The sequence below is a fragment of the Bradyrhizobium sp. TM233 genome, assembly GCF_036247965.1.
GTDB lineage: Bacteria > Pseudomonadota > Alphaproteobacteria > Rhizobiales > Xanthobacteraceae > Bradyrhizobium > Bradyrhizobium ottawaense.
Window position 1 is genome coordinate 294,944 of record NZ_BTIG01000001.1, and the last position, 20,032, is coordinate 314,975.

22 protein-coding genes are annotated in these 20,032 nt (G+C 64.6%); 9 read left to right on the forward strand and 13 right to left on the reverse strand.

The genetic code is table 11. The annotated features are described in order from the left end of the window. Positions 1-29 precede the first annotated feature (29 nt). The 4 genes from AABA86_RS01410 to AABA86_RS01425 all read right to left on the reverse strand — a co-directional run bounded on the left by AABA86_RS01410 (position 30) and on the right by AABA86_RS01425 (position 3,440). Positions 30-716 carry a hypothetical protein gene (locus AABA86_RS01410; protein ID WP_338305501.1) on the reverse strand — a complete coding sequence of 229 codons (687 nt, stop codon included), beginning with the start codon at positions 714-716 and terminating at the stop codon, positions 30-32. 248 nt (positions 717-964) lie between these two features. Continuing rightward, the gene (locus AABA86_RS01415) at positions 965-1,753 is read right to left on the reverse strand and encodes a helix-turn-helix transcriptional regulator (protein WP_338305502.1); all 789 of its coding nucleotides are present in this window, start codon (positions 1,751-1,753) and stop codon (positions 965-967) included. 118 nt (positions 1,754-1,871) lie between these two features. Next, complete coding sequence (locus tag AABA86_RS01420; protein ID WP_338305503.1) at positions 1,872-2,225, reverse strand: DUF2200 domain-containing protein; 354 nt, start codon at positions 2,223-2,225, stop codon at positions 1,872-1,874. A gap of 9 nt (positions 2,226-2,234) precedes the next feature. Beyond that, positions 2,235-3,440, reverse strand: coding sequence for an LLM class flavin-dependent oxidoreductase (locus AABA86_RS01425; RefSeq protein ID WP_338305504.1), 1,206 nt, complete (start codon positions 3,438-3,440; stop codon positions 2,235-2,237). 275 nt (positions 3,441-3,715) lie between these two features. Between AABA86_RS01425 and napE the strand changes: the two genes are divergently transcribed. The 5 genes from napE to AABA86_RS01450 are packed head-to-tail and all read left to right on the forward strand — an operon-like array spanning position 3,716 to position 7,872. Continuing rightward, complete coding sequence (napE, locus tag AABA86_RS01430) at positions 3,716-3,904, forward strand: periplasmic nitrate reductase, NapE protein (protein WP_212248939.1); 189 nt, start codon at positions 3,716-3,718, stop codon at positions 3,902-3,904. Positions 3,905-3,923: 19 nt separating this feature from the next. Beyond that, entirely contained in the window at positions 3,924-4,238 is a 315-nt protein-coding gene (locus tag AABA86_RS01435; RefSeq protein ID WP_338305505.1) for a chaperone NapD, read from the forward strand. A gap of 17 nt (positions 4,239-4,255) precedes the next feature. Beyond that, a complete protein-coding gene (napA, locus tag AABA86_RS01440; protein WP_338305506.1) occupies positions 4,256-6,760 on the forward strand; it encodes a nitrate reductase catalytic subunit NapA in 2,505 nt (834 codons plus the stop codon). Between the two features lie 3 nt (positions 6,761-6,763). Beyond that, positions 6,764-7,234 carry a nitrate reductase cytochrome c-type subunit gene (locus AABA86_RS01445; protein WP_338305507.1) on the forward strand — a complete coding sequence of 157 codons (471 nt, stop codon included), beginning with the start codon at positions 6,764-6,766 and terminating at the stop codon, positions 7,232-7,234. Next, entirely contained in the window at positions 7,231-7,872 is a 642-nt protein-coding gene (locus AABA86_RS01450; protein WP_212248805.1) for a NapC/NirT family cytochrome c, read from the forward strand. Before AABA86_RS01445 ends, AABA86_RS01450 begins: the two co-directional genes overlap by 4 nt. A 73-nt stretch (positions 7,873-7,945) precedes the next feature. Here the strand turns inward: AABA86_RS01450 and AABA86_RS01455 are convergent, their stop codons facing one another. From AABA86_RS01455 to AABA86_RS01490, 8 genes are read right to left on the reverse strand one after another with little or no spacing between them, the layout of a single operon-like run. Next, positions 7,946-8,542 carry a DUF2478 domain-containing protein gene (locus AABA86_RS01455; protein WP_212248804.1) on the reverse strand — a complete coding sequence of 199 codons (597 nt, stop codon included), beginning with the start codon at positions 8,540-8,542 and terminating at the stop codon, positions 7,946-7,948. Positions 8,543-8,547: 5 nt separating this feature from the next. Continuing rightward, positions 8,548-9,264 (reverse strand): NapC/NirT family cytochrome c, encoded by a 717-nt coding sequence (locus AABA86_RS01460; RefSeq protein WP_063615300.1) that lies wholly within the window; start codon positions 9,262-9,264, stop codon positions 8,548-8,550. Positions 9,265-9,271: 7 nt separating this feature from the next. After that, positions 9,272-9,739 (reverse strand): nitrate reductase cytochrome c-type subunit, encoded by a 468-nt coding sequence (locus AABA86_RS01465; RefSeq protein ID WP_038970850.1) that lies wholly within the window; start codon positions 9,737-9,739, stop codon positions 9,272-9,274. Beyond that, positions 9,736-10,680, reverse strand: a complete 945-nt coding sequence (gene napH, locus AABA86_RS01470) for a quinol dehydrogenase ferredoxin subunit NapH (protein WP_338305508.1) — start codon at positions 10,678-10,680, stop codon at positions 9,736-9,738. The genes AABA86_RS01465 and napH overlap by 4 nt, the downstream gene beginning before the upstream one ends. Further along, positions 10,677-11,441 (reverse strand): ferredoxin-type protein NapG, encoded by a 765-nt coding sequence (gene napG / locus AABA86_RS01475; RefSeq protein ID WP_338305509.1) that lies wholly within the window; start codon positions 11,439-11,441, stop codon positions 10,677-10,679. Before napG ends, napH begins: the two co-directional genes overlap by 4 nt. Positions 11,442-11,459: 18 nt before the next feature. Further along, entirely contained in the window at positions 11,460-14,009 is a 2,550-nt protein-coding gene (gene napA / locus AABA86_RS01480; protein ID WP_338305510.1) for a nitrate reductase catalytic subunit NapA, read from the reverse strand. A 26-nt stretch (positions 14,010-14,035) separates the two neighbouring features. Then, positions 14,036-14,371 carry a chaperone NapD gene (locus AABA86_RS01485; protein WP_338305511.1) on the reverse strand — a complete coding sequence of 112 codons (336 nt, stop codon included), beginning with the start codon at positions 14,369-14,371 and terminating at the stop codon, positions 14,036-14,038. Further along, positions 14,364-14,711 (reverse strand): 4Fe-4S dicluster domain-containing protein, encoded by a 348-nt coding sequence (locus AABA86_RS01490; protein WP_049801839.1) that lies wholly within the window; start codon positions 14,709-14,711, stop codon positions 14,364-14,366. Before AABA86_RS01490 ends, AABA86_RS01485 begins: the two co-directional genes overlap by 8 nt. 461 nt (positions 14,712-15,172) lie before the next feature. Here AABA86_RS01490 and AABA86_RS01495 point away from each other — a divergent pair, with 461 nt between their 5' ends. Continuing rightward, the gene (locus AABA86_RS01495; protein WP_212248798.1) at positions 15,173-16,288 is read left to right on the forward strand and encodes an ATP-dependent DNA helicase; all 1,116 of its coding nucleotides are present in this window, start codon (positions 15,173-15,175) and stop codon (positions 16,286-16,288) included. Between the two features lie 208 nt (positions 16,289-16,496). On the opposite strand, the gene AABA86_RS01500 is transcribed toward AABA86_RS01495, so the two are convergent. Then, complete coding sequence (locus tag AABA86_RS01500; protein ID WP_338305512.1) at positions 16,497-18,179, reverse strand: caspase family protein; 1,683 nt, start codon at positions 18,177-18,179, stop codon at positions 16,497-16,499. Between the two features lie 258 nt (positions 18,180-18,437). Between AABA86_RS01500 and msrA the strand changes: the two genes are divergently transcribed. The 3 genes from msrA to AABA86_RS01515 all read left to right on the forward strand — a co-directional run bounded on the left by msrA (position 18,438) and on the right by AABA86_RS01515 (position 19,876). Then, a complete protein-coding gene (gene msrA / locus AABA86_RS01505) occupies positions 18,438-19,154 on the forward strand; it encodes a peptide-methionine (S)-S-oxide reductase MsrA (protein ID WP_212248796.1) in 717 nt (238 codons plus the stop codon). A 31-nt stretch (positions 19,155-19,185) separates the two neighbouring features. Continuing rightward, positions 19,186-19,605, forward strand: a complete 420-nt coding sequence (msrB, locus tag AABA86_RS01510) for a peptide-methionine (R)-S-oxide reductase MsrB (protein WP_338305513.1) — start codon at positions 19,186-19,188, stop codon at positions 19,603-19,605. A 106-nt stretch (positions 19,606-19,711) separates the two neighbouring features. Continuing rightward, positions 19,712-19,876: a DUF3309 family protein gene (locus AABA86_RS01515; protein ID WP_212248794.1), complete on the forward strand. Its 165-nt coding sequence runs from the start codon at positions 19,712-19,714 to the stop codon at positions 19,874-19,876. The last annotated feature ends 156 nt before the right edge of the window (positions 19,877-20,032 follow it).

Consider the following 20,032-nt stretch of genomic DNA (forward strand, 5'->3'; position numbering starts at 1 on the left):
TGGTACAGCAATCCTAAACGAAAGATCGGCTACGCGCCGTCTCCATATCTACGTCGGTCAACCGGCACGGCTCGAGGTGCAAGACGCAACAAAATGAAATGCGTCGGGATGAACGCGAGCAGCGGAAGACCAATCATGAGGCCGGCCAGCCAGACCAGCGGCGGCACGAAGGCCTGGGGAGCGGCATCACTCGGCCCGAAGACGTAGTTGATGTTGACCGGCGTCATGCCGGGATTGGGGGTCGGCGATGGCATCAGGAAATAACAGACGAGCAGGAGCACCCACGCCAGCACGCTCCACCTGAACAATGCGCGTGGGTCATAACCTAGCCGCCAGATCAGGAAGACAAGCAGCAGCGGCAACCAGCCGTGGAAGCCGGACAGAAAGCGGAGGAAGAGCGAGTGCTCCGAGATGAACATGTAGTCGGTCATGCCGACCAGCGAGTAGCCGCTGAAACGGGCGACGAAGTCCAGCACCCAGAATGCTTGCGGCAGCAAAAGGCCCACGGCGCACATCGAGATCAGCAGCGCACTTTCCGTCCATATTCCGATCAACGTCAGGATCAAGCTGACGTCGCAGAAATAGAGAAAATTGGTCGGGCCGTACCAATAGACATAGACGGGCACCAAAACAGCCATGAAGGCACTGAACGCGATCTTGACCGACAGCGGAACACGTACGAGCTTCTGTTCCGCAGCCATGGCGGCGAGGGACATTGCGGCAAGCCTCTTCAATCACCGGATCAGCGTCGTTACGTTGTATTCGGTAAACAGAGGTTGCATATCGCAACTCGAAATTGAACAGCGCTCTGGATTTCGCAAAGATTCGGTTAATGCCGGTTTTGAGCCGTCGCGAATCGTCAGGTTTGTCTGAAGATTAGCAAAGCCGCATTTCGTATCGGCGAGCGGGGATGCTGATCGTCGGCTCCGCTATCGGAGCAGGTATCGCGAACTCCAAGCTCCCCTCAGTTCAGGCCGTGAGGCCCCGCGAGCAGACCCAGCACGATCGAAAACAATTCGTTCTGCGAGGAGATGCCGAGCCGCTGATAGGCGCGCTTGCGGTAGGTCAGGGTCGAATGCAGGCTGATGCCGAGTTCTTGCGAGATTGCCTCGGAGCTGAAACCGAGCAGGATGCGGCGGCAGACCTCCTGCTCACGCGGTGTCAGCGTGGAGAGCGGCGCGCGCGTGGCGAACAATGTGGCGAGGTTCTGGTCAGGCGTCGCGGTCGCGGTCTGTTGGAAGTGGCGGGCGACGCTGGCGCCGATCGCCGGTGCGATCGCCTGCAGCCGCTCGCGCTGGGCGGCACTGAAACGGCCCTGGGCCGTGATGCGGTAGAAATTGACATAGAAGCAGGTGCCGCCGGTCCAGATCGCGGTCGCGCATTTGTCGACGATGCCGGAATCGTGGAAGAAGATCTTGCGGTAGCGCGCACCATACATGCGCGGCGCGAACGACGGCAGCATGATCGGCGCAGGGCCCTCACCTTCGAACAGCGCATCGCGGTTGGGATCGGATTCGTGGAACTGTCCGGCATAGGCCGCGCCGAGATCGCCGCCGATCGGGATGTTGCCGGCATCGAGCAGGCAGGTCGCGGTACCGGCACGGCTCAGCGCGAACACCATGCAATGGCCGACATCGGCGTGGCGGCGCAGCGTGTCGATCAGGACTTTTGGGAAATCGGGGCGGCCGATGGCGAGCACCGCGGGCGCGATATCGCCTGCCGCTGCAGTTGTGGACGTCCCGCAAGGGCGCATCGTCTTCTCCCTGTCGCTTTTGACGTGGTCTACCAGCAATGGCGGCGCGCCGGAAGGCCGCCCTGCGTGGCAGATTGCGCGAACGTCGCTGAGCCGAATGGACCGTAGCCGCTCGAAATCACTTTCTTCGCAGAATCTGGTCCATTGTCTTTCCCCGGGCCAGTTCGTCGATCAGCTTATCCAAGTAACGGATTTCCCGCATCGTTGGCTCCTTGATGTCCTCCACTCGAACGCCACACACCGCGCCTCTGATGAGGGCGCGCGAGGGGTTGATTGCAGGGGCCTCTGCAAAGAAGGTCTCAAAATCCGTCTGTCCTTCCAGTTGGACTTGCAGCTCCTTCGGACCATAGCCCGTCAACCAAGAGATGATCTGATCGACCTCGGCCTTCGAGCGCCCTTTCTTCTCCGCCTTCGCAACATAGAGCGGGTAAACGCTGGCGAAGCTGGTCGTGTAGATCCGGTGCTTTGGCAACGGAGCCCCCTACCCCGCCGCCGCCTTCGCCGGAGCGACACTGATCGCCAGCTTGCCGTAGCGGTCCGTAAAGGCCTCGGTGTCGATCTCCTCCAGCTTGATCTCGCCGCTCATCACGCCCTGCTTCCAGGCTGCCTGCGCCGGGTCGTTCTGGAACTCCGGCATCACCTCGCGGCCGAACAGCTCCAGCGATTCGCAGATGTGCTCGTGGCTGTTCTTGCCGGCTTGGTTGAGCAGGATGACCTGGTCAATATGCGAGGACTGGAAGCGCTTCAGCTTCTTGCGGATTGTCTCCGGAGAGCCGATCAGGCCGCCGCGCAAGGCTGCCTCCTGCGCCTCCGGATTGTCGCGCTTCCACTTGTTGTACTCGTCCCACATGTTGACGGTGTAGGGCGCCGGACGCTGGCGGTTCTGCGAGGCGCCGTAGAAGCGCAGCGCGAACTGGAAGAAGGTGGCACCGTCGGCGCGCGCACGCGCCTCCTCGTCGGTCTTGGCGCACATGAAGAACGAGACCAGCGCCATGTTCGGGTTGATCTGATAGTCCGCGAGCTTGTGCAGCCGCTTGGTCATCGCGTTGTAATAGGCGTAGACCCAGGCGTGGGCGGCATCCGCACTGACGAACTGGAAGCCGAGCGCGCCAAAGCCGTGGCGGCCGGCGCGCTCGATGGTCGGCAGCTGCGAGCAGGCCATCCATAGCGGCGGATGCGGCTTCTGCACCGGCTTGGGCACGACGTTGCGCAGGGGAATGTCGAAATACTTGCCGTGGTGCTCGGAGCCCGCATCCCTGAACATCGGGAAGATCGCGGCAACCGCCTCCTCGAACACCTCCTTCTTGGTCTCCATGTCGCGGCCGAACGGCGTCAACTCGGTGATGGACGCGCTCTCGCCCATGCCGAACTCGCAGCGGCCGTTGCTGAGCAGATCCAGCACCGCAACGCGCTCGGCAACGCGCGCCGGATGATTGGTGGTGAGCTGCAGGATGCCGTGTCCGAGCCGGATGTTCCTGGTGCGCTGGCTCGCCGCGGCGAGGAAGGATTCCGGCGAGGGCGAGTGCGAATATTCCTCGAGGAAGTGATGCTCGACCACCCAGGCATGGTCGTAGCCGAGCTTGTCGGCAAGCTCCATCTGCGAGAGCGCGTTCTGATAGAGGGCGAGCTCGTCGCCCGCCACCCAGGGCCGCGGCAGCTGCAGCTCGTAGAAGATGCCGAACTTCATGACGCCTCTCCCAAATCTCTCAGATTGTTCTTGTTACTTTCATCTTAGTGGACGAGGCCCCGCTGTCCATCACGGTGCAATTTCCGCGTCACGAGACAAGCCGGATTTACCCAACGCTAACTTGAGTCTACGATACGAATCAGTGCGACAAAATGTGTCGTAATACGTGTTGATTCATATCAAGCGAGCCATGGTAGGGCTCGTTCACGTAAGCTGCCCGTAAGGCAACGGCCCGGATGCCGTTTTGATTCCAACGAGATTCAGTGAGACCGAATATGTCGGCCCCTGGCGACGATACGACTGACCATACGCGCCGACGGCGCATGGAGATTTTCGCGTTCCTGTTCCTGACGGCGGTCGTGATGCCCGCCCTCGCGGTCGGGACCGTCGGCAGCTACGGGCTGGCCGTGTGGATCTACCAGATGTTCGCGGGCCCGCCCGGCCCGCCTCCGACCCCGCATTGATATCCAGAAAGGCAGGCATATGGCCCAAGCCAAACTCAACCGTCGTGCGCTAATCACGGGACAGGTGCTCGGCGCCGACCGCATCGTGCCCCCGCCCGGGTGCGAGATTGCCAGTATCGTGGTGCAGGCGCGCCCCGAGCATCTCGCGGAGGTCGAAGCCGACATCACCGCCCTCGCAGGCTGCGAGATCTACGGCCGCGACGTGCGTGGCAAGCTCGTGGTCGTGGCCGAGGCGCTGGACGCCGGCAGCCTCGGCACCATGCTCAACACCATCCAGTCCCTGCGGCACGTCTATTCCGCGGCGCTCGTCTTCCACGCCATCGAAACCGCCTAAGGGCCGGGAGAGCCATCATGACATCGCCAAAGCTCGACCGCCGCCAGATGCTGAAGCTGGAGGCTGCCGCGATCGCGGCCGCCGCTGCCGGCATGCCAGTCCCGGCGCTCGCCGCCAATCTCGCCGCCGAGCGGGAGGCGAGCGAATTGAAATGGGACAAGGCCGCCTGCCGTTTCTGCGGCACCGGCTGCTCCGTGATGGTCGCCACCAAGGACAACCGCGTGGTCGCGACCCACGGCGACATCAAGGCCGAGGTCAATCGCGGCCTCAACTGCGTCAAAGGCTATTTCCTCTCCAAGATCATGTACGGCCACGACCGCCTGACGCAGCCGATGCTGCGCAAGGCCAACGGCAAATACGACAAGAACGGCGAGTTCACGCCCGTGTCCTGGACCGAAGCCTTCGACATCATGGAGGTGAAGTGGAAGGAGGCGATGAAGAAGCGCGGACCGAACGGTGTCGCCATGTTCGGCTCGGGCCAGTGGACGATCTGGGAAGGCTATGCCGCCTCGAAACTGTTCAAGGCCGGCTTCCGCACCAACAACATTGACCCCAACGCGCGGCACTGCATGGCGTCGGCCGTCGCCGGCATGATGCGCACCTTCGGCATCGACGAGCCGGCCGGCTGCTACGACGACATCGAGGCGACCGACGCCTTCGTGCTGTGGGGCTCCAACATGGCGGAGATGCACCCCATCCTGTGGACGCGCCTCGCCGACCGCCGGCTCTCGGCGCCGCATGTCCGCGTCGCCGTGCTCTCGACCTTCGAGCACCGCTCGTTCGACCTCGCCGACATCGGCATGGTGTTCAAGCCGCAAACCGACCTCTACATTCTCAACGCCATCGCCCATCACATCATCAAGACCGGCCGGGTCCACAAGGACTTCGTCGCCGCGCATACCATCTTCAGGCGCGGCCAGACCGACATCGGCTACGGCCTGCGGCCCGAGCATCCGCTGCAGAAGAAGGCGACGGGCGCGGCGAAGGCCAACGACTCCACCGACATGAGCTACGACGAATTCGTCAAATTCGTCTCGGACTACACGCTGGAGAAAGCGGCGGAGATGTCCGGCGTGCCGCTGAACCGCCTCGAGGCGCTGGCCGAGCTCTATGCCGACCCGAAGACCAAGGTGGTCTCGTTCTGGACCATGGGCTTCAACCAGCACACCCGCGGCGTCTGGTGCAACAACCTCGTCTACAACATCCATCTGTTGACCGGAAAGATCTCCTCGCCGGGCAACAGCCCGTTCTCGCTGACCGGGCAGCCTTCCGCCTGCGGCACCGCGCGCGAGGTCGGCACCTTCTCGCACCGCCTCCCCGCCGACATGGTGGTGACCAACAAGGAGCACCGCACCAAGACCGAGCACCTCTGGCTGCTGCCGGAAGGCACCATTCCCGACAAGCCCGGCGCCCACGCCGTGCTGCAGAGCCGGATGCTGAAGGACGGCCTGATCAACGCCTATTGGGTGCAGGTCAACAACAACCTCCAGGCCGGCCCCAACTCCAACGAGGAGACCTATCCGGGCTTCCGCAATCCCGACAATTTCATCGTGGTCTCGGACGCCTATCCGTCGGTGACGGCGCTGGCTGCCGATTTGATCCTGCCGACCGCGATGTGGGTGGAGAAGGAAGGCGCTTACGGCAATGCCGAGCGGCGCACGCAGTTCTGGCATCAGCTCGTCAACGCCCCCGGCGAGTCGAAATCCGATCTCTGGCAGCTCATGGAGTTTTCCAAGCGCTTCAGGATCGAGGAGGTCTGGCCCGAGGAGCTGATCGCCAAGAAACCCGAGGTTCGCGGCAAGACCCTGTTCGACGTGCTCTACAAGAACGGCCAGGTCGACAAATTCCCGACCTCCGAGATCGAGGAGGGCTACGCCAACGAGGAATCCAAGGCATTCGGCTTCTACGTGCAGAAGGGGCTCTTCGAAGAATACGCCTCGTTCGGCCGCGGCCACGGCCACGACCTCGCGCCGTTCGAGACCTATCACCGCGAGCGCGGCCTGCGCTGGCCTGTCGTCAACGGCCAGGAAACCAAATGGCGCTTCCGCGAGGGCAGCGACCCCTACGTCAAGCAGGGCACCGACGTGCAGTTCTACGGCTATCCGGACGGCAAGGCGCGCATCTTCGCCCTGCCCTACGAGCCGCCGGCGGAATCGCCCGACGGCGAATATCCATTCTGGCTCTCGACCGGCCGCGTGCTGGAGCACTGGCATTCCGGCACCATGACGCGCCGGGTGCCCGAGCTCTACAAGGCCTTCCCCGAGGCCGTGTGCTTCATGCACCCGGACGATGCGCAGGAGGCCAAGCTCCGTCGCGGCGACGAAGTGAAGGTGGTCTCGCGGCGCGGCTTCATCCGCGCCCGTGTCGAGACACGCGGCCGCGACCGGCCGCCGCGTGGGCTGGTCTTCGTGCCGTGGTTCGACGAATCCAAGCTGATCAACAAGGTGACGCTGGACGCCACCGATCCGATCTCGCTGCAAACCGACTACAAGAAATGCGCCGTGCGCATCGAGCGGGTGTGAGCCATGATGAAGCGACTTGGCATTGCCGTGCTGGCGCTCGCGATTGCCGCGGGTGCGAGCGCGCTGACCGCGCAGACGCTCAATTCGGGCCTGCGCGGTCCGACCCCGCTTAACGACGAAGGGCCGGCGCCGACGATGCTGCCGAACCGCAACACCTCCGAGAAGGAGGTGCGCAACTATCCGGAGCAGCCGCCGGTGATCCCGCATACGATCGACGGCTACCAGATCGACCTCAACGGCAACAAGTGCCTGTCCTGCCATGCCCGCGCGCGCACGGCGGAGTCGCAGGCGCCGATGGTCTCGATCACCCACTTCATGGACCGCGACGGCCAGTTCCTGGCCTCGATCTCGCCGCGGCGCTTCTTCTGCACGGAGTGTCACGTGCCGCAGAACACCGCCAATCCGCCCGTGAGCAACGACTTCGTCGACATCGACACGCTGCTCTCGCGCGCAAGCCCCGGTGGCCGCCGATGAGCGCGACCACGGAGGAGTCCAAGCCCAGGCGCGGCTTCATCGCGCGAACCTGGAGCTTTGTGCTCGAGCTCTGGGGCGTGCTGAGGCGCCCGAGCTCTGTGTTCGCGCTCGGCACGCTGGTGCTCGCAGGCTTCGTGGCGGGTGTCATCTTCTGGGGCGGCTTCAACACCGCGCTGGAACTGACCAACACCGAAAAGTTCTGCACCGGCTGTCACGAAATGAAGGACAACGTCTATGCGGAGCTGAAGTCCACCATCCACTTCTCCAACCGCTCCGGTGTCCGCGCCACCTGTCCGGACTGCCACGTGCCGCACAACTGGACCGACAAGATCGCGCGCAAGATGCAGGCTTCCAAGGAAGTCTGGGGCAAGATCTTCGGCACGATCGACACCCGCGAGAAATTCGTGGATCACCGGCTCGAGCTGGCCGCGCATGAATGGGCGCGCTTCAAGGCCAACGATTCACTGGAATGCCGCAACTGCCACAGCGCGGATTCCATGGACATCACGAAGCAGTCGCCGCGGGCCTCGGTTGCCCATCAACGCTACCTGTTCAGCGGCGAGAAGACCTGCATCGATTGCCACAAGGGCATTGCCCACAAGCTGCCCGACATGCGCGGCGTTCCCGGCTGGCAATAGCGCTTCTGCCCCCGCTTGAACCAGCGGGAGCAATGGCGCCCGCCCGTCCGGCGGGACGAGCCGGGATGCGGCCTCAGACCACGTGCAGGTGCTCGCTGCCAGCCGGAGGCTGACCGAGCAGAGCTGCAAGAGCCGCGATCGCCTCCTGGCGCGGCTCCGGCGTTGCCGCGACCGTCCTGAAATACTCGCCGGAGAAATCGGTCCAGGCTTGCTGATTGCCGCTGGGAACGCCGATCACGAGGCTCTTGCCGGACTCGATGCAATGGGCAATCAGGTCGCGCAACCCTCCGCCCTCCGCCTCGGCCTTGCCGAACTTGTTGAGAAACACGATCTCGGCGTCGGCGAGCTGGGCTTCGACCAGTTGCGCCGCTTCGAGCAGGCGCGGCGTGGACAGACGGCAGGAGGTCGCACCCGCGCCGAGATCCTCGGATATCGACATCGACCGACCGGTGGCGAGCTCGTGCAGAACCATGTCGCAACGTGTGCGACCCGGCTGCGGCACGTCCTCCTGGATCAGGCCGGCCAGGCTCTTGCCCGAGCCGCGAAGCTCGGTGACGAGACCGGCGAACCACCGGTTCACGGCCGGGCCCGAATCATAGACCAGGGCAACGCTGACGGCGGCGGAAGGCCGGGGCGCGCTATCCGCCGTATCGCGGGATTGCTGAAGCATGTCCATCACCTCGCCGCCTTCGCCTTGGCGACGTCGGCATCCTGCAGGAAGTCGATCATGCGCTGCACGGGGCCGACCTCGTCGATATGCTCGAGCATATCGCGATATCCCTCCTGCGCCTTGGGCGGCAGCTTGTGCGCGATGCCCTGGTGGCAATCGATGCAGGTCTTGCCCTGCGCGAACGCGGTCTGGTGCAGCTTGGAGGCGCGCGGCTCCTGCACCGCATACTCCATGTGGTCGAACTTGTGGCAGTTGCGGCACTCACGCGAATCCGTCGTCTTCATGCCGCGCCACACGCTCTTGGCAAGGTCGATGCGGTGGGCGTTGAACTTCTCGGGCGTGCCGATGGTGCCGAGGATCTTGTGCAGCACCTCGTTCGAGGCCTGGATCTTGCGGACGACCTTGTGGCTCCATTCCTTCGGCACGTGGCAATCCGGACAGCTGGCGCGCACGCCGGTGCGGTTCGAATAGTGAACCGTGTTGCGGTATTCGAGATAGACGTTTTCCTTCATCTCGTGACAGGAGATGCAGAACTGCTCGTTGTTCGTCATCTCCATCGCCCAGTTGAAGCCGCCCCAGAACAGGACGCCGCCGGCGAATGCGACGATGGCGATCAGTCCCCAGGCGTAGCGCGCGGTCGGCGAGAAGAACCATCGCCACAGCCGTTTCAGGCGACCCGGCTGCGCTGCTGCGACGGCGGCAGAAGTGCTGGTGTCCTGCATGTCAGCCTCACTTCGCCTGCGTCGCGTTCTGGAAGATGTTGCCGACCAGCGGCTTCGCGTCGGCCTGCGGCACGTGGCATTGCTGGCAGAAGTAACGCGTGCCGGCGACCTTATCGAGCCGCACGCCCTGGCGGTCGACGTAATGCGTCTCCGATATCTTCGGCGCGTTGACGCGGGTATTGCCGGGCCAGTCGTGGCAGCCCATGCACGCGTTGTTCTCCGTCGTGATCTGGTAGCCGTCGATCTTGTGGGGGATCAGCGGCGGCTGCTGGCGATAGGCGCGCTCGAAACCGCTCGCCGGCACGGACTGCTTGGTCACGTCGGGCGGCGCCGACATCTCGGTCAGCGGGGCCTCGCGCAGCGCCTTGGGCTGCTTGGCCTCCTGCGCAAGCGGGCCCGACACCGCGAACGGAATTGCAACTGCGACGGCGACGGCCGCCGCCGCGATCAACGGAATCAGTCGAACAAACGTCATGGGAGGTCCCTTTCAAGGACGGCCGGCTGGGAAGAGACGACGCGCGCCGCTGGCGATGGCGCGGTCATGGAGGGGTCCGGACGCGCCGCATTGCGGCCGCGCAGACCGAGATGAAAGACCTGCTTGGAGCAGACGTCGATGCAGGCTCCGCAGAGCGTGCAATCGCCCGCGATGATGACCGGCGTGGCGCCGCTGCGCTCGCCCCTGAGCGCGGGGCCGATGACATGCGGCTCCGGACAGACGGCGAAGCAATCCATGCAGTCGTTGCAGGCGGCACGGTTGTCGGCGGTGACGCGCAGCAGCGCGACCTTGCCGATCTGACCGTAGAACGCCCCGACGGGACAAAGATGGCCGCACCAACCGTGCCTGGCGACGAGGAGATCGAACACGAAGATCGCCGCCGTGCCGCCGGCGCCGAACCAGAGACCGAACACCAGCGCGCGATGCAGCGCCGTCACCGGGTTGATCAGCTCCCAGGCGATCGACCCTGATAGTGCGGAGGCCGCGAAGACCGCGCCGACGAAATAGAGCCTGAGCTCCGGGCGGATCTTGGCCGTGAAGGTGATGCCCAGCCGCCGCCGCAGCCAGGCCGCAAGATCGGTCGCCGGATTGACCGGGCAGACCCAGGAGCAATAGGTCCGGCCGCCGAACAGCAGATAGGCGGCGAGCACGATGGCGGCGCCGATCACCGAGAGGCCTTCGGGCCAATGGCGCGCCGCGAGCGATTGCAAGAAGACGAAGGGATCGGTAAGGGGCAGCGTGCCGAGCGTCATCGACGAGGCCAGCGTGCCCTTGGCGATCCAGACGCCCAGAAGCGGCCCCGACAGGAACAGCGCGAGGAAGAACAGCTGGCTCGCCCGCCGCAGCACCAGAAACCGCGAGGCGACCCAAAGTCCCTTGACCGCGCGCGCTTCGACATAAGGCCTGGCATTCGCCGTCATGGCGTGCCTCCCTCGGGTCTGCGCACCGGCAGCTTGAGCGGCGCATCGACCAGGGCTCCGCCGGCCTTGGACTTCTCTTCCCAGCCGCGCTTGTAGTGCGCATCTTGCCTCAGCGCGGCGACCTCGATCGGAAGCACCTTGATGGCGGCATCGGTCAGCACGCAGGACTTCTCGCACTTGCCGCAGCCGGTGCAGTACTCGGCGTGAACGACCGGCTCGAAGATCGCGTGCTTGGTCGTGCGCGCGTTGTGCGAGACCTCGAGCGTGATCGCCTTGTCGATGGCCGGACAGACCCGATAGCAGACGTCGCAGCGCAAGCCCTGCAGATTGAGGCAGGTCTCGCGGCTGGTGATCACCGCGACGCCCATCTTGGCCTTCGCGATGTCGGTCAGCGCATGCTCGAGCGCGCCGGTCGGGCAGGCCTTGACGCAGGGAATGGTGTCGCACATCTCGCAAGGCACGTTGCGGGCGACGTAGAACGGCGTTCCCATCGCGGGCCCGTCGGCCCAATCCGCGAGCTTCAGGGTGTCGTAAGGACAGTCGCGAACGCACAGGCCGCAACGGACGCAGGCCGCCAGAAAATCCTTCTCGGGCAGCGCACCCGGCGGCCGCAGCGTCTGCGCGGGCTTGGCCCGCGAGGACACGCCGAATGCCGTCAGCATCGTTGCGGCGACGGCTGCGCCGCCGCCGAAACGCGTCATATCCTGCAGCGCCTTGCGGCGGCGCGGATCGCGCGGGATGCCTGAGCTGGAATCCGACATGGCTCGTCCATCGAGGGTTTAGGCCGACGTCACGCGGCAGGCGCACTTCTTGAAGTCGGTCTCCTTCGAGATCGGACAGGTCGCATCGAGCGTGAGCTGGTTGGCGAGCTGGCTTTCGTCGAAGAACGGGAAGTAGACGAGGCCCCGCGGCGGCTTGTTGCGGCCCTTGGTCTCGACCCGCGTGACCACCTCGCCGCGCCGCGTCTGGATCTTCACCGGCTGTCCGCGCAACAGCTTGCGCTCGGCCGCGTCGTCCGGATGCATGAACAGCGTCGCGGCCGGCACGGCACGGTGCAGCTCGGGGACGCGGCGCGTCATCGAGCCGGAATGCCAGTGCTCCAGCACGCGGCCGGTGCACAGCCACAGATCGAACTCCTTGTCGGGCGTTTCGGCCGCCGGCTCGAACGGACAGAAGATGATGCGCGCCTTCTTGTCCGGCTTGCCGTAGAACGACACGCCCTCGCCCGGCTTGACGTAGGGATCGTAGCCCTCGCGGAAGCGCCAGAGCGTCTCCTTGTTGCTGACGACCGGCCAGCGCAGGCCGCGCGCCTGGTGATACTGCTCGAAATCCGCCAGATCGTGGCCGTGACCGCGGCCGAACTTGGCGTACTCCTCGAACAGGCCCTTCTGCACGTAGAAGCCGAATGCGGCGCTCTCCGAATTGTCAAAGCCCTTCTGGCATTCGGTGATCGGGAACTTGTTCACCTCGCTATTGGCATAGAGCACGTCGAACAGCGTCTTGCCGCGCACCTCCGGCTTCTTGGCGATCAGCTCCTCCGGCCACACTTCCTCGATCTTGAAGTACTTGGAGAACTCCATCACCTGCCAGAGATCGGAGCGCGCCTCGCCCGGCGCCTTCACCTGCTGGCGCCAGAACTGGGTGCGCCGCTCGGCATTGCCATAGGCGCCCTCCTTCTCCATCCACATCGCCGTCGGCAGGATGAGGTCCGCGGCCAGCGTAGTCACGGTCGGATAGGGATCGGAGACGACGACGAAGGCGGCCGGATTGCGATAACCGGGATAGCCCTCCTCGTTCATGTTCGGGGCCGTCTGCATGTTGTTGTTGCACTGGACCCAATAGGCGTTGAGCTTGCCGTCCTTCAGCATCCGGTTCTGCAGCACGGCATGGTAGCCGATGTTGCCCGGGATGGTGCCCTCGGGCAGCTGCCAGACCTTCTCGGCCGTCTCGCGGTGCTTCGGGTTGGTGACGACCAGATCGGCCGGCAGGCGATGGGCAAAGGTGCCGACCTCGCGCGCGGTGCCGCAGGCCGAGGGCTGGCCGGTCAGCGAGAACGGGCCGTTGCCGGGCTCCGAGATCTTACCCATCAAGAGGTGCACGTTGTAGATCATGTTATTGACCCACGTGCCGCGTGCATGCTGGTTGAAGCCCATCGTCCAGTAGGAGACGACCTTCTTCTTGGGATCGGCATAGAGCTTTGCGAGCCGTTCGAGATTCTCCTTCGGCACGCCCGACATCTTGTGGGCGTAGTCGAGCGTATAGGGCTCGAGCAGCCTCTTGTACTCGTCGAAGCCGATCTTGTCCTTGAAGCCGGCCGGATCGAGCGCGCCGTCCTTGCCGGCCTTGTGCGAGGCGTTGAGCGCCTTGATCTCGAGCGCGTGCGTCGGCCGCAATCCGTAGCCGATGTCGGTGACGGTCGATGCGAACTCGACGTGCTTCTCGACGAAGTCCTTGTTCGTCGCACCGGAGTTGACGATGTAGTTCTGGATGTAGTTGAGGATCGCCATGTCGGTCTGCGGGGTGAACACCAGCGGATTGTCGGCGAGCTCGAACGAGCGGTGCTCGAAGGTGGAGAGCACGTGGACCTCGCAGCCCTCGTGCGTCAGACGGCGGTCGGTCAGGCGCGACCACAGGATCGGATGCATCTCCGCCATGTTCGAGCCCCACAGCACGAACGCATCGGCGTGCTCGATGTCGTCGTAGCAGCCCATCGGCTCGTCGATGCCGAAGGTGCGCATGAAGCCGGTGACGGCCGAGGCCATGCAATGGCGCGCGTTCGGATCGAGGTTGTTGGAGCGGAAGCCGGCCTTGTAGAGCTTTGCGGCGGCGTAGCCTTCCCAGATGGTCCACTGGCCCGAGCCGAACATGCCGACGGTCGAGGGGCCACCGGCCTTCAACGCGGTCTTCCATTTCTCGGCCATGAGCTTGAAGGCGTCGTCCCACGAGATCGGCGTGAACTCGCCGTTCTTGTCGAACTTGCCGTTCTTCATGCGCAGCATCGGCTGGGTCAGCCGGTCCTCGCCGTACATGATCTTGGACAGGAAGTAGCCCTTGATGCAGTTGAGGCCGCGATTGACCGGCGCATCGGGATCGCCTTGCGTCGCCACGACCTTGCCGTTCTTGGTGCCGACGATCACGCCGCAGCCGGTGCCGCAGAAGCGGCACACGCCCTTGTCCCAGCGGATGCCGTCGGTCTTGCCCGGCTGCGCGATCGCCGCATCCGGCAGCGTCACACCGATGGTCGAGGCGGCAGAAACCGCTGCGGCTGCCTTCAACGCATCGCGGCGGGTCGCCGTGGCTTCATTTCCGTTCGTCAACTTCGTAACCATCGTCGGTCTCTCCGGCTCAACGAATCTCAAATTGCGGAAGGGCGCGCGTGCGCGCCGGAATTCTGGCAGAGGCCGCCGCAGCAGGCGGCCGGCTCGGTCTCGATCGCGCTCTCGTCGTCGGGCGCATCGAAGGCGTGAAAGATCAGCGAGGCACTCACGACGCCCGGCAGGCGATGCATCGCGGCGATCTGGTCGATCGCCAGCGAGGCCGGCGTATCGACGACGGTCAGCGCAAGCCGGTTCTCGCCGGATACGGCCTCGAGCTCGACGCCGGGCAGCGCCAGGATCCGGTCCGTCAGACCGCCCGCGGCATCCGGTGCGAGATAGACGGCAACGCCGCAGATGTTGGTGGATTCAGCCATTGTGCACGACCAGGTTTGCAAGTTCGGATACCAGCGCGATCCGGTCGCGCGGCGCGAGCGCGATGGCTTCGACCGGGCAGACCGGGATACAGTCGCCGCAGCCGGTGCAGGCCGCGGCATCGATGACGGCGCCGAGCTTCTCGCGCGCGAGAATGCGGATGGCGGAATGCTCACAGGCTTCGACGCAGCGGCGGCAGACCACACCGTGTCTTTCGACGCAGGCGCTCGCGCTGGAGACGGTCGCCACCTGTTCGGGGCACGACTCGTTCACGCGCGGCGCAAGCGCGTCGCGGCCGGATGCGAAAGGCAGAACGGCAGAAAACAGTGAGCGTCGTGACATAGGTCTCGGCATATCCGAATCCTCACGGGCAGACCCGTGTTGAGGAATTTTCCAGGAGAATGCGCCCCATCGGGCACATCTCGGTCGACGCCGTTGTCACCGCTGCGGACCATAGGTTCGCGCTGTCCATGTTGCATTGCGCTAGATCAACCGGCGTCGCGAACGCGCGTAAGCAACGATTAACCTGCATGTCGTTTGCCGCACGAAATTGCGCAAACCGGGCAAGGTGTTTGCTTCACCTTCATCCCCGACGTGATGAGGCGGGTTCGCGAGCAATGAGGCGTCCACCGCAGGCCGACGACCGCCCTCAAAAGGGCGGATCTGCTGCAGCGATTTGAGGGGCGCGAGGACGGCCGCAGACGCCTCGATCTTCGCTGCTGCAGCCGTCTTGAAAGCGGGGGTCGAATGGTTAACTTGGAGCGAGGCGAATCGCCGCCTTTTCGCCCTCCCTCAAGACAGACATGCCGACATTCACCCCGCATCAGGATGCCGCTCTGAAGGCCGTTGGCGACTGGCTCAAGGCCAAGCCCGGCCGTAACGGCACACCGCCGGTGTTCCGCCTGTTCGGCTTTGCCGGCACCGGCAAGACCACGCTGGCACGGCACATCGCCGACGGCGTCGACGGCGAAGTGAAGTTCGCCGCCTTCACCGGCAAGGCCGCCCTCGTCATGCGCAACAAGGGGTGCGACGACGCCTCCACCATCCACTCCCTGATCTACCGCGCCCGCGAATCCGGCGAGGAGCAACCGAGCTTCGAATTGTGGGACGACGCTCCGGCCTCGAAGGCGAAGCTGATCGTGATCGACGAATGCTCTATGGTCGACGCCGAATTGGGGCGCGACCTGATGTCGTTCGACTGCCCGCTGCTGGTGCTGGGTGATCCCGCGCAGCTGCCGCCGATCCAGGGCGGCGGCTTCTTCACCAACACCGAGCCGGACGCGATGCTGACTGAGGTGCACCGCCAGGCGCAGGACGATCCGATCGTGCGGATGTCAATGGACGTCCGCGAGGGACGCGAGCTCGACATCGGCCGTTACGGCGACAGCGAGGTGGTCTCGCGCAAGGAGCTCGACCCTGACAGGGTCATGGGCGCCGACCAGGTCCTGGTCGGCCGCAACAACACAAGGCGCGCCTACAACATGCGGGTGCGCCAGCGCCAGAACATCGAGGACGTCTTTCCGGTCGCCGGCGACAAGCTGGTGTGCCTGCGCAACAACCGCAAGAAGGGCCTGTTCAACGGTGGCCTGTGGCGCGTGAAGTCGCGCAACACCTCGCGCTCGAAATCGCGCATCCTTTCGATGCGGCTGTCGCCCGACGAGGATTTCGGCCACAAGGTGACCAAGGTCTCGGTGCGCGCCGATTGCTTCGAGGGCGGCGTCGAGCAGATCGCCTGGGAGCAGCGCAAGCCCTATGACGAGTTCGACTACGGCTACGTGCTCACCGTGCATAAGTCGCAGGGCTCGCAATGGGACGACGTCGTGCTGTTCGACGAGAGCTTTGCGTTTCAGGACAGCCGCGCGCGGTGGCTGTACACGGGCATCACGCGGGCGGCGAAAAGGTTGAGCATCGTGGTTTAGGTGCCGAGGCCCGAGCCTCGACCTCCGCTGTCGTCCCGGACAAGCGCAGCGAAGCGGAGCGCCGATCCGGGACCCATACCCACAGGAAGATGATTGACGAAGACTCGGAGTGGGAGTTTTGCCTCACGCTCCTCCCTGGGGTTATGGGTCCCCGCGTTCGCGGGGACGACAGCGGTTATGAGGTGGCGTTGCCGCGCCTCACGCTCAGTTACTTCCCCGCTACGAAATAAAAATCCTCCCGTCCCGGCGGCGAGCCGTAGGTGAACGGCTGCTGCTCGTGCCTGGTGGCGGCCCAGACGTCGTCGCGGATGATGTCGAACAGCTTCCGGATCTCGATGCGGGGCTGCTTGATCTCGCGGGCGAGCGCGGTGGCGAACGGGCTGTTGGCACTGCCGTCGCCGTCCATCGCGGTCTCGCCGTGCTTTGCGGCATAGACCACCATGAAGCCGGCGCCGGGCTCGATGTTGGAGAAGCCCTTGTCGACCAGCTTCAGCGACAGCGTGCGCTGCATCGTCGGTGCGAACGGATTGTCGCGGCAGGCATCCAGAACCACGAGACGCATTTTTCGCGCGGCACCGACCGCAGCGATCACCTGCTCGAGAGCGACCGCCTGGGTCTCGGCGTCCTTGTCGGCGGCGAGCTTGGCATCGACGGGAACGAGATAGTTCACCCCGCCGATCTCGAAGCCGTGGCCGGCGTAATAGACCACGGCCCAGTCGGCCTTCTCCGCTTCCTCCGCGAAGGCCTTCAACGCGTCAAAGAACTTGTCGCGGGTGAGATCACTGACGGAAATCACGGTCTGGAAGCCAACGTCGCGCAGCACGCTCGCGATCAGTTTGGAATCGCGCGGCGGATTGGGCAAGGCATGAACGTTCTTGTAGGCGCCGTTGCCGATCACCAGCGCCACGCGGCGCCCGGTTGCCCCGGCCGGCGCCTGCGGCGTCAGCGCCGCGAGCCGCTCCTGCGCGACGGCACGGGCGCGGGCGACGTCGGGCTCGTCGAACTTGGTCAGCGAATAGGCGGCCGCGCGGTAATCGGCGCGCGCCTGCGCGAGATCCTTCTTCCGCTCGTAGATCTGTCCGCGGCCGGAATGCGCGCGGATGTTGTTCGGATTGATCTGGATCGCCGTGTTGTAATCCTTCAGCGCGGCATCGAGGTCGCCCTTCATCATGCTGACATCGGCGCGGTTGTTGATCGCGTAGACGTTTTTCGGCTGCCGCTCGATCAGGCCGTTGCAGTCGGCAAGGGCCTGCGCATACTTGCCCATCATGCCGTAAGTGATGCAGCGGTTGCTGGCGATCTGCGGCGCGGCCGGGTCGATCTTCTCGGCCTCCGCGAAATCGGCGATCGCGCCGTCGAAATCCTTCATCAGCGTGCGCGCGCGGGCGCGATTGGTCCAGCCGAGCAGGAATTTCGGCGTGTATTTGATCGACAGGCTGAAATCGTCGATCGCGCTTTGCAGCGCGCCGCGGCGCGCGTAGATGACGCCCCGATTGTTGTAGGGGACGCCGTAGGCCGGGCGCTTCTGAAGGGCGAGGTTGTAGTCCGCCATGGCGAGGTCATCCTGGCCCTTGCGCTCATAGGCGAGGCCGCGCAGGTTGAGAGCAATGACGTAGTCCGGATCGAGATCGACCGCGATGGACAGGGTCTCGATCGCGTGGTCGTAATCGCGCTTGTTGATCAGCGTGTTGCCGCGCACGGAGAGCGCGATGGCCTTGTCCTTGCCGCTGAGCGTGTCGGCCTTCAGCAGATTGTCGCAAGCGCTCGCGCGGGCCTGGGCCTCCGCCTGGCGGTCGCGGCAGAGGGTGAGATCGTCGGCCTGCGGGTCGGCCGCCGCGCTGAACAGGCCGGCGGTCAGGATGACGAGGGTCAGGGAAACGACGCGCAGCATGGGTCAGGCCTGCTCCAGCCAGATTCTTCTTAAGTCGATCATCGATCGCACCGGTTCATCTAGCGCGGAGTTCCCGGTCTCGCCAAGCCGCAGTCGCCCGGCTATCCCGCGCGGCTCATTTCACAGACTCGTGTCCGTCCCGCCGTAACAATCGGCGCCTGCGTCCGTACCTCGGATGGTGCGAAAACGCGGGCCGGGCAACTGTTCGTCCGGCCCCGACCGCCCTAGACTGTCAGACCTTCCGAAAGAGGATCCGCCATGCGCCGACCTGCCCTCGCCTCCCTGCTCGCCGCAACCACCGCCCTTTCGCTAACCTTTGCGCTGGCCTTTGCCGCGCCGTCCCGGGCCGCGGAGGATGCGGTCGTGATCCCCGCCCCCGCCATGGATGCGGCCCCTGCGAGCGGGATGCAGACCGCCGTGATCGCCGGCGGCTGCTTCTGGGGGGTCCAGGGCGTCTTCCAGCACACCGCGGGCGTCGTCAACGCGGTCTCCGGCTATGCCGGCGGCACCAAGGCGACCGCCGACTACCAGACGGTCTCGAGCGGCCGGACCGGCCACGCCGAGGCGGTCGAGATCAAGTTCGACCCGAAGAAGATCTCCTACGGAAAAATCCTCCAGATCTACTTCTCGGTGGCGCACGACCCGACCCAGCTCAACCGCCAGGGCCCCGACGTCGGCACGCAATATCGCTCGGCCGTCTTCACCACCTCCGACGAGCAGAAGAAGGTGGCGGAGGCCTATATCGCCCAACTCAACGGCGCCAAGGTCTTCAGCAAGCCGATCGTGACCAAGGTCGGCGCGCTGGAGGCGTTCTACCCGGCGGAGGCCTACCACCAGGACTATCTGACGCTGCACCCGAACCAGCCCTACATCGCCTATAACGACCTGCCCAAGGTCGAGAACCTGAAAAAGCTGTTCGCGGATAACTACATTGAAAAGCCGACGCTGGTGAGCGCCAGCAAGGCCACCAACTGATCGCGAGATCACCGAAACAAACGGGAGACCCATGCCCGACACCAAGACGAAAACCACTGATAACAAGGTCATCAAGAGCGAAGAGCAGTGGCGGCGCGAATTGTCGCCGATGCAGTACGCGGTGCTGCGCGAGAAGGCGACCGAGCGTCCCTTCTCCGGCGAGTATGAGCACGACCACCGCGCCGGCACCTACACGTGCGCCGGCTGCGGCAATGTGCTGTTCGAGTCCGACGCCAAGTTCGATTCCGGCTGCGGCTGGCCGAGCTTCACCCAGCCCGCCGTCGAGAGCCACATCGACGAGGAGCGGGACGTGAGCCACGGCATGATCCGCACCGAGGTGCTCTGCTCCAAATGCAGCGGCCATCTCGGCCACGTCTTCCCCGACGGCCCCGGGCCGACCGGCCTGCGCTACTGCATCAACTCGGCCGCGCTGAAGCTGGAGCCGAAATAAGGTTGCGCGCGGCCCGGTTCCTTCATGGAACCCGGCCGCGCGATGTGCTTTTCTTGTCTGGCGGTGCGGCCGATCATCGCATTCGGCGGCCGCCAGGGAGGATGCCATGTCACTCGGGACCGTCCTGATCATCCTGGTGATCATCTATCTGCTCGGCGGCCTGTCCGGCCGCGTCGGCGGTTATGGCTATGGCATGGGCCATTCCGGCATGGGGATCGGCGGCGTCGTGCTGGCGGTCCTGATCGTCCTGCTGCTTCTTGGCAAACTGTAAGCCATATAAGGCATTGAAATTATTTGAATAATTTCGCCTGCGGGGCTGCCATGCGCGGATTCATCATCTCCCATCGCAGGGGTCGCATTTTTGTCAAATCGGCCTATATTAGAGGGCGAAATGGCATGTGCGGCGGGCTCGCTCGATTGCGGCCCC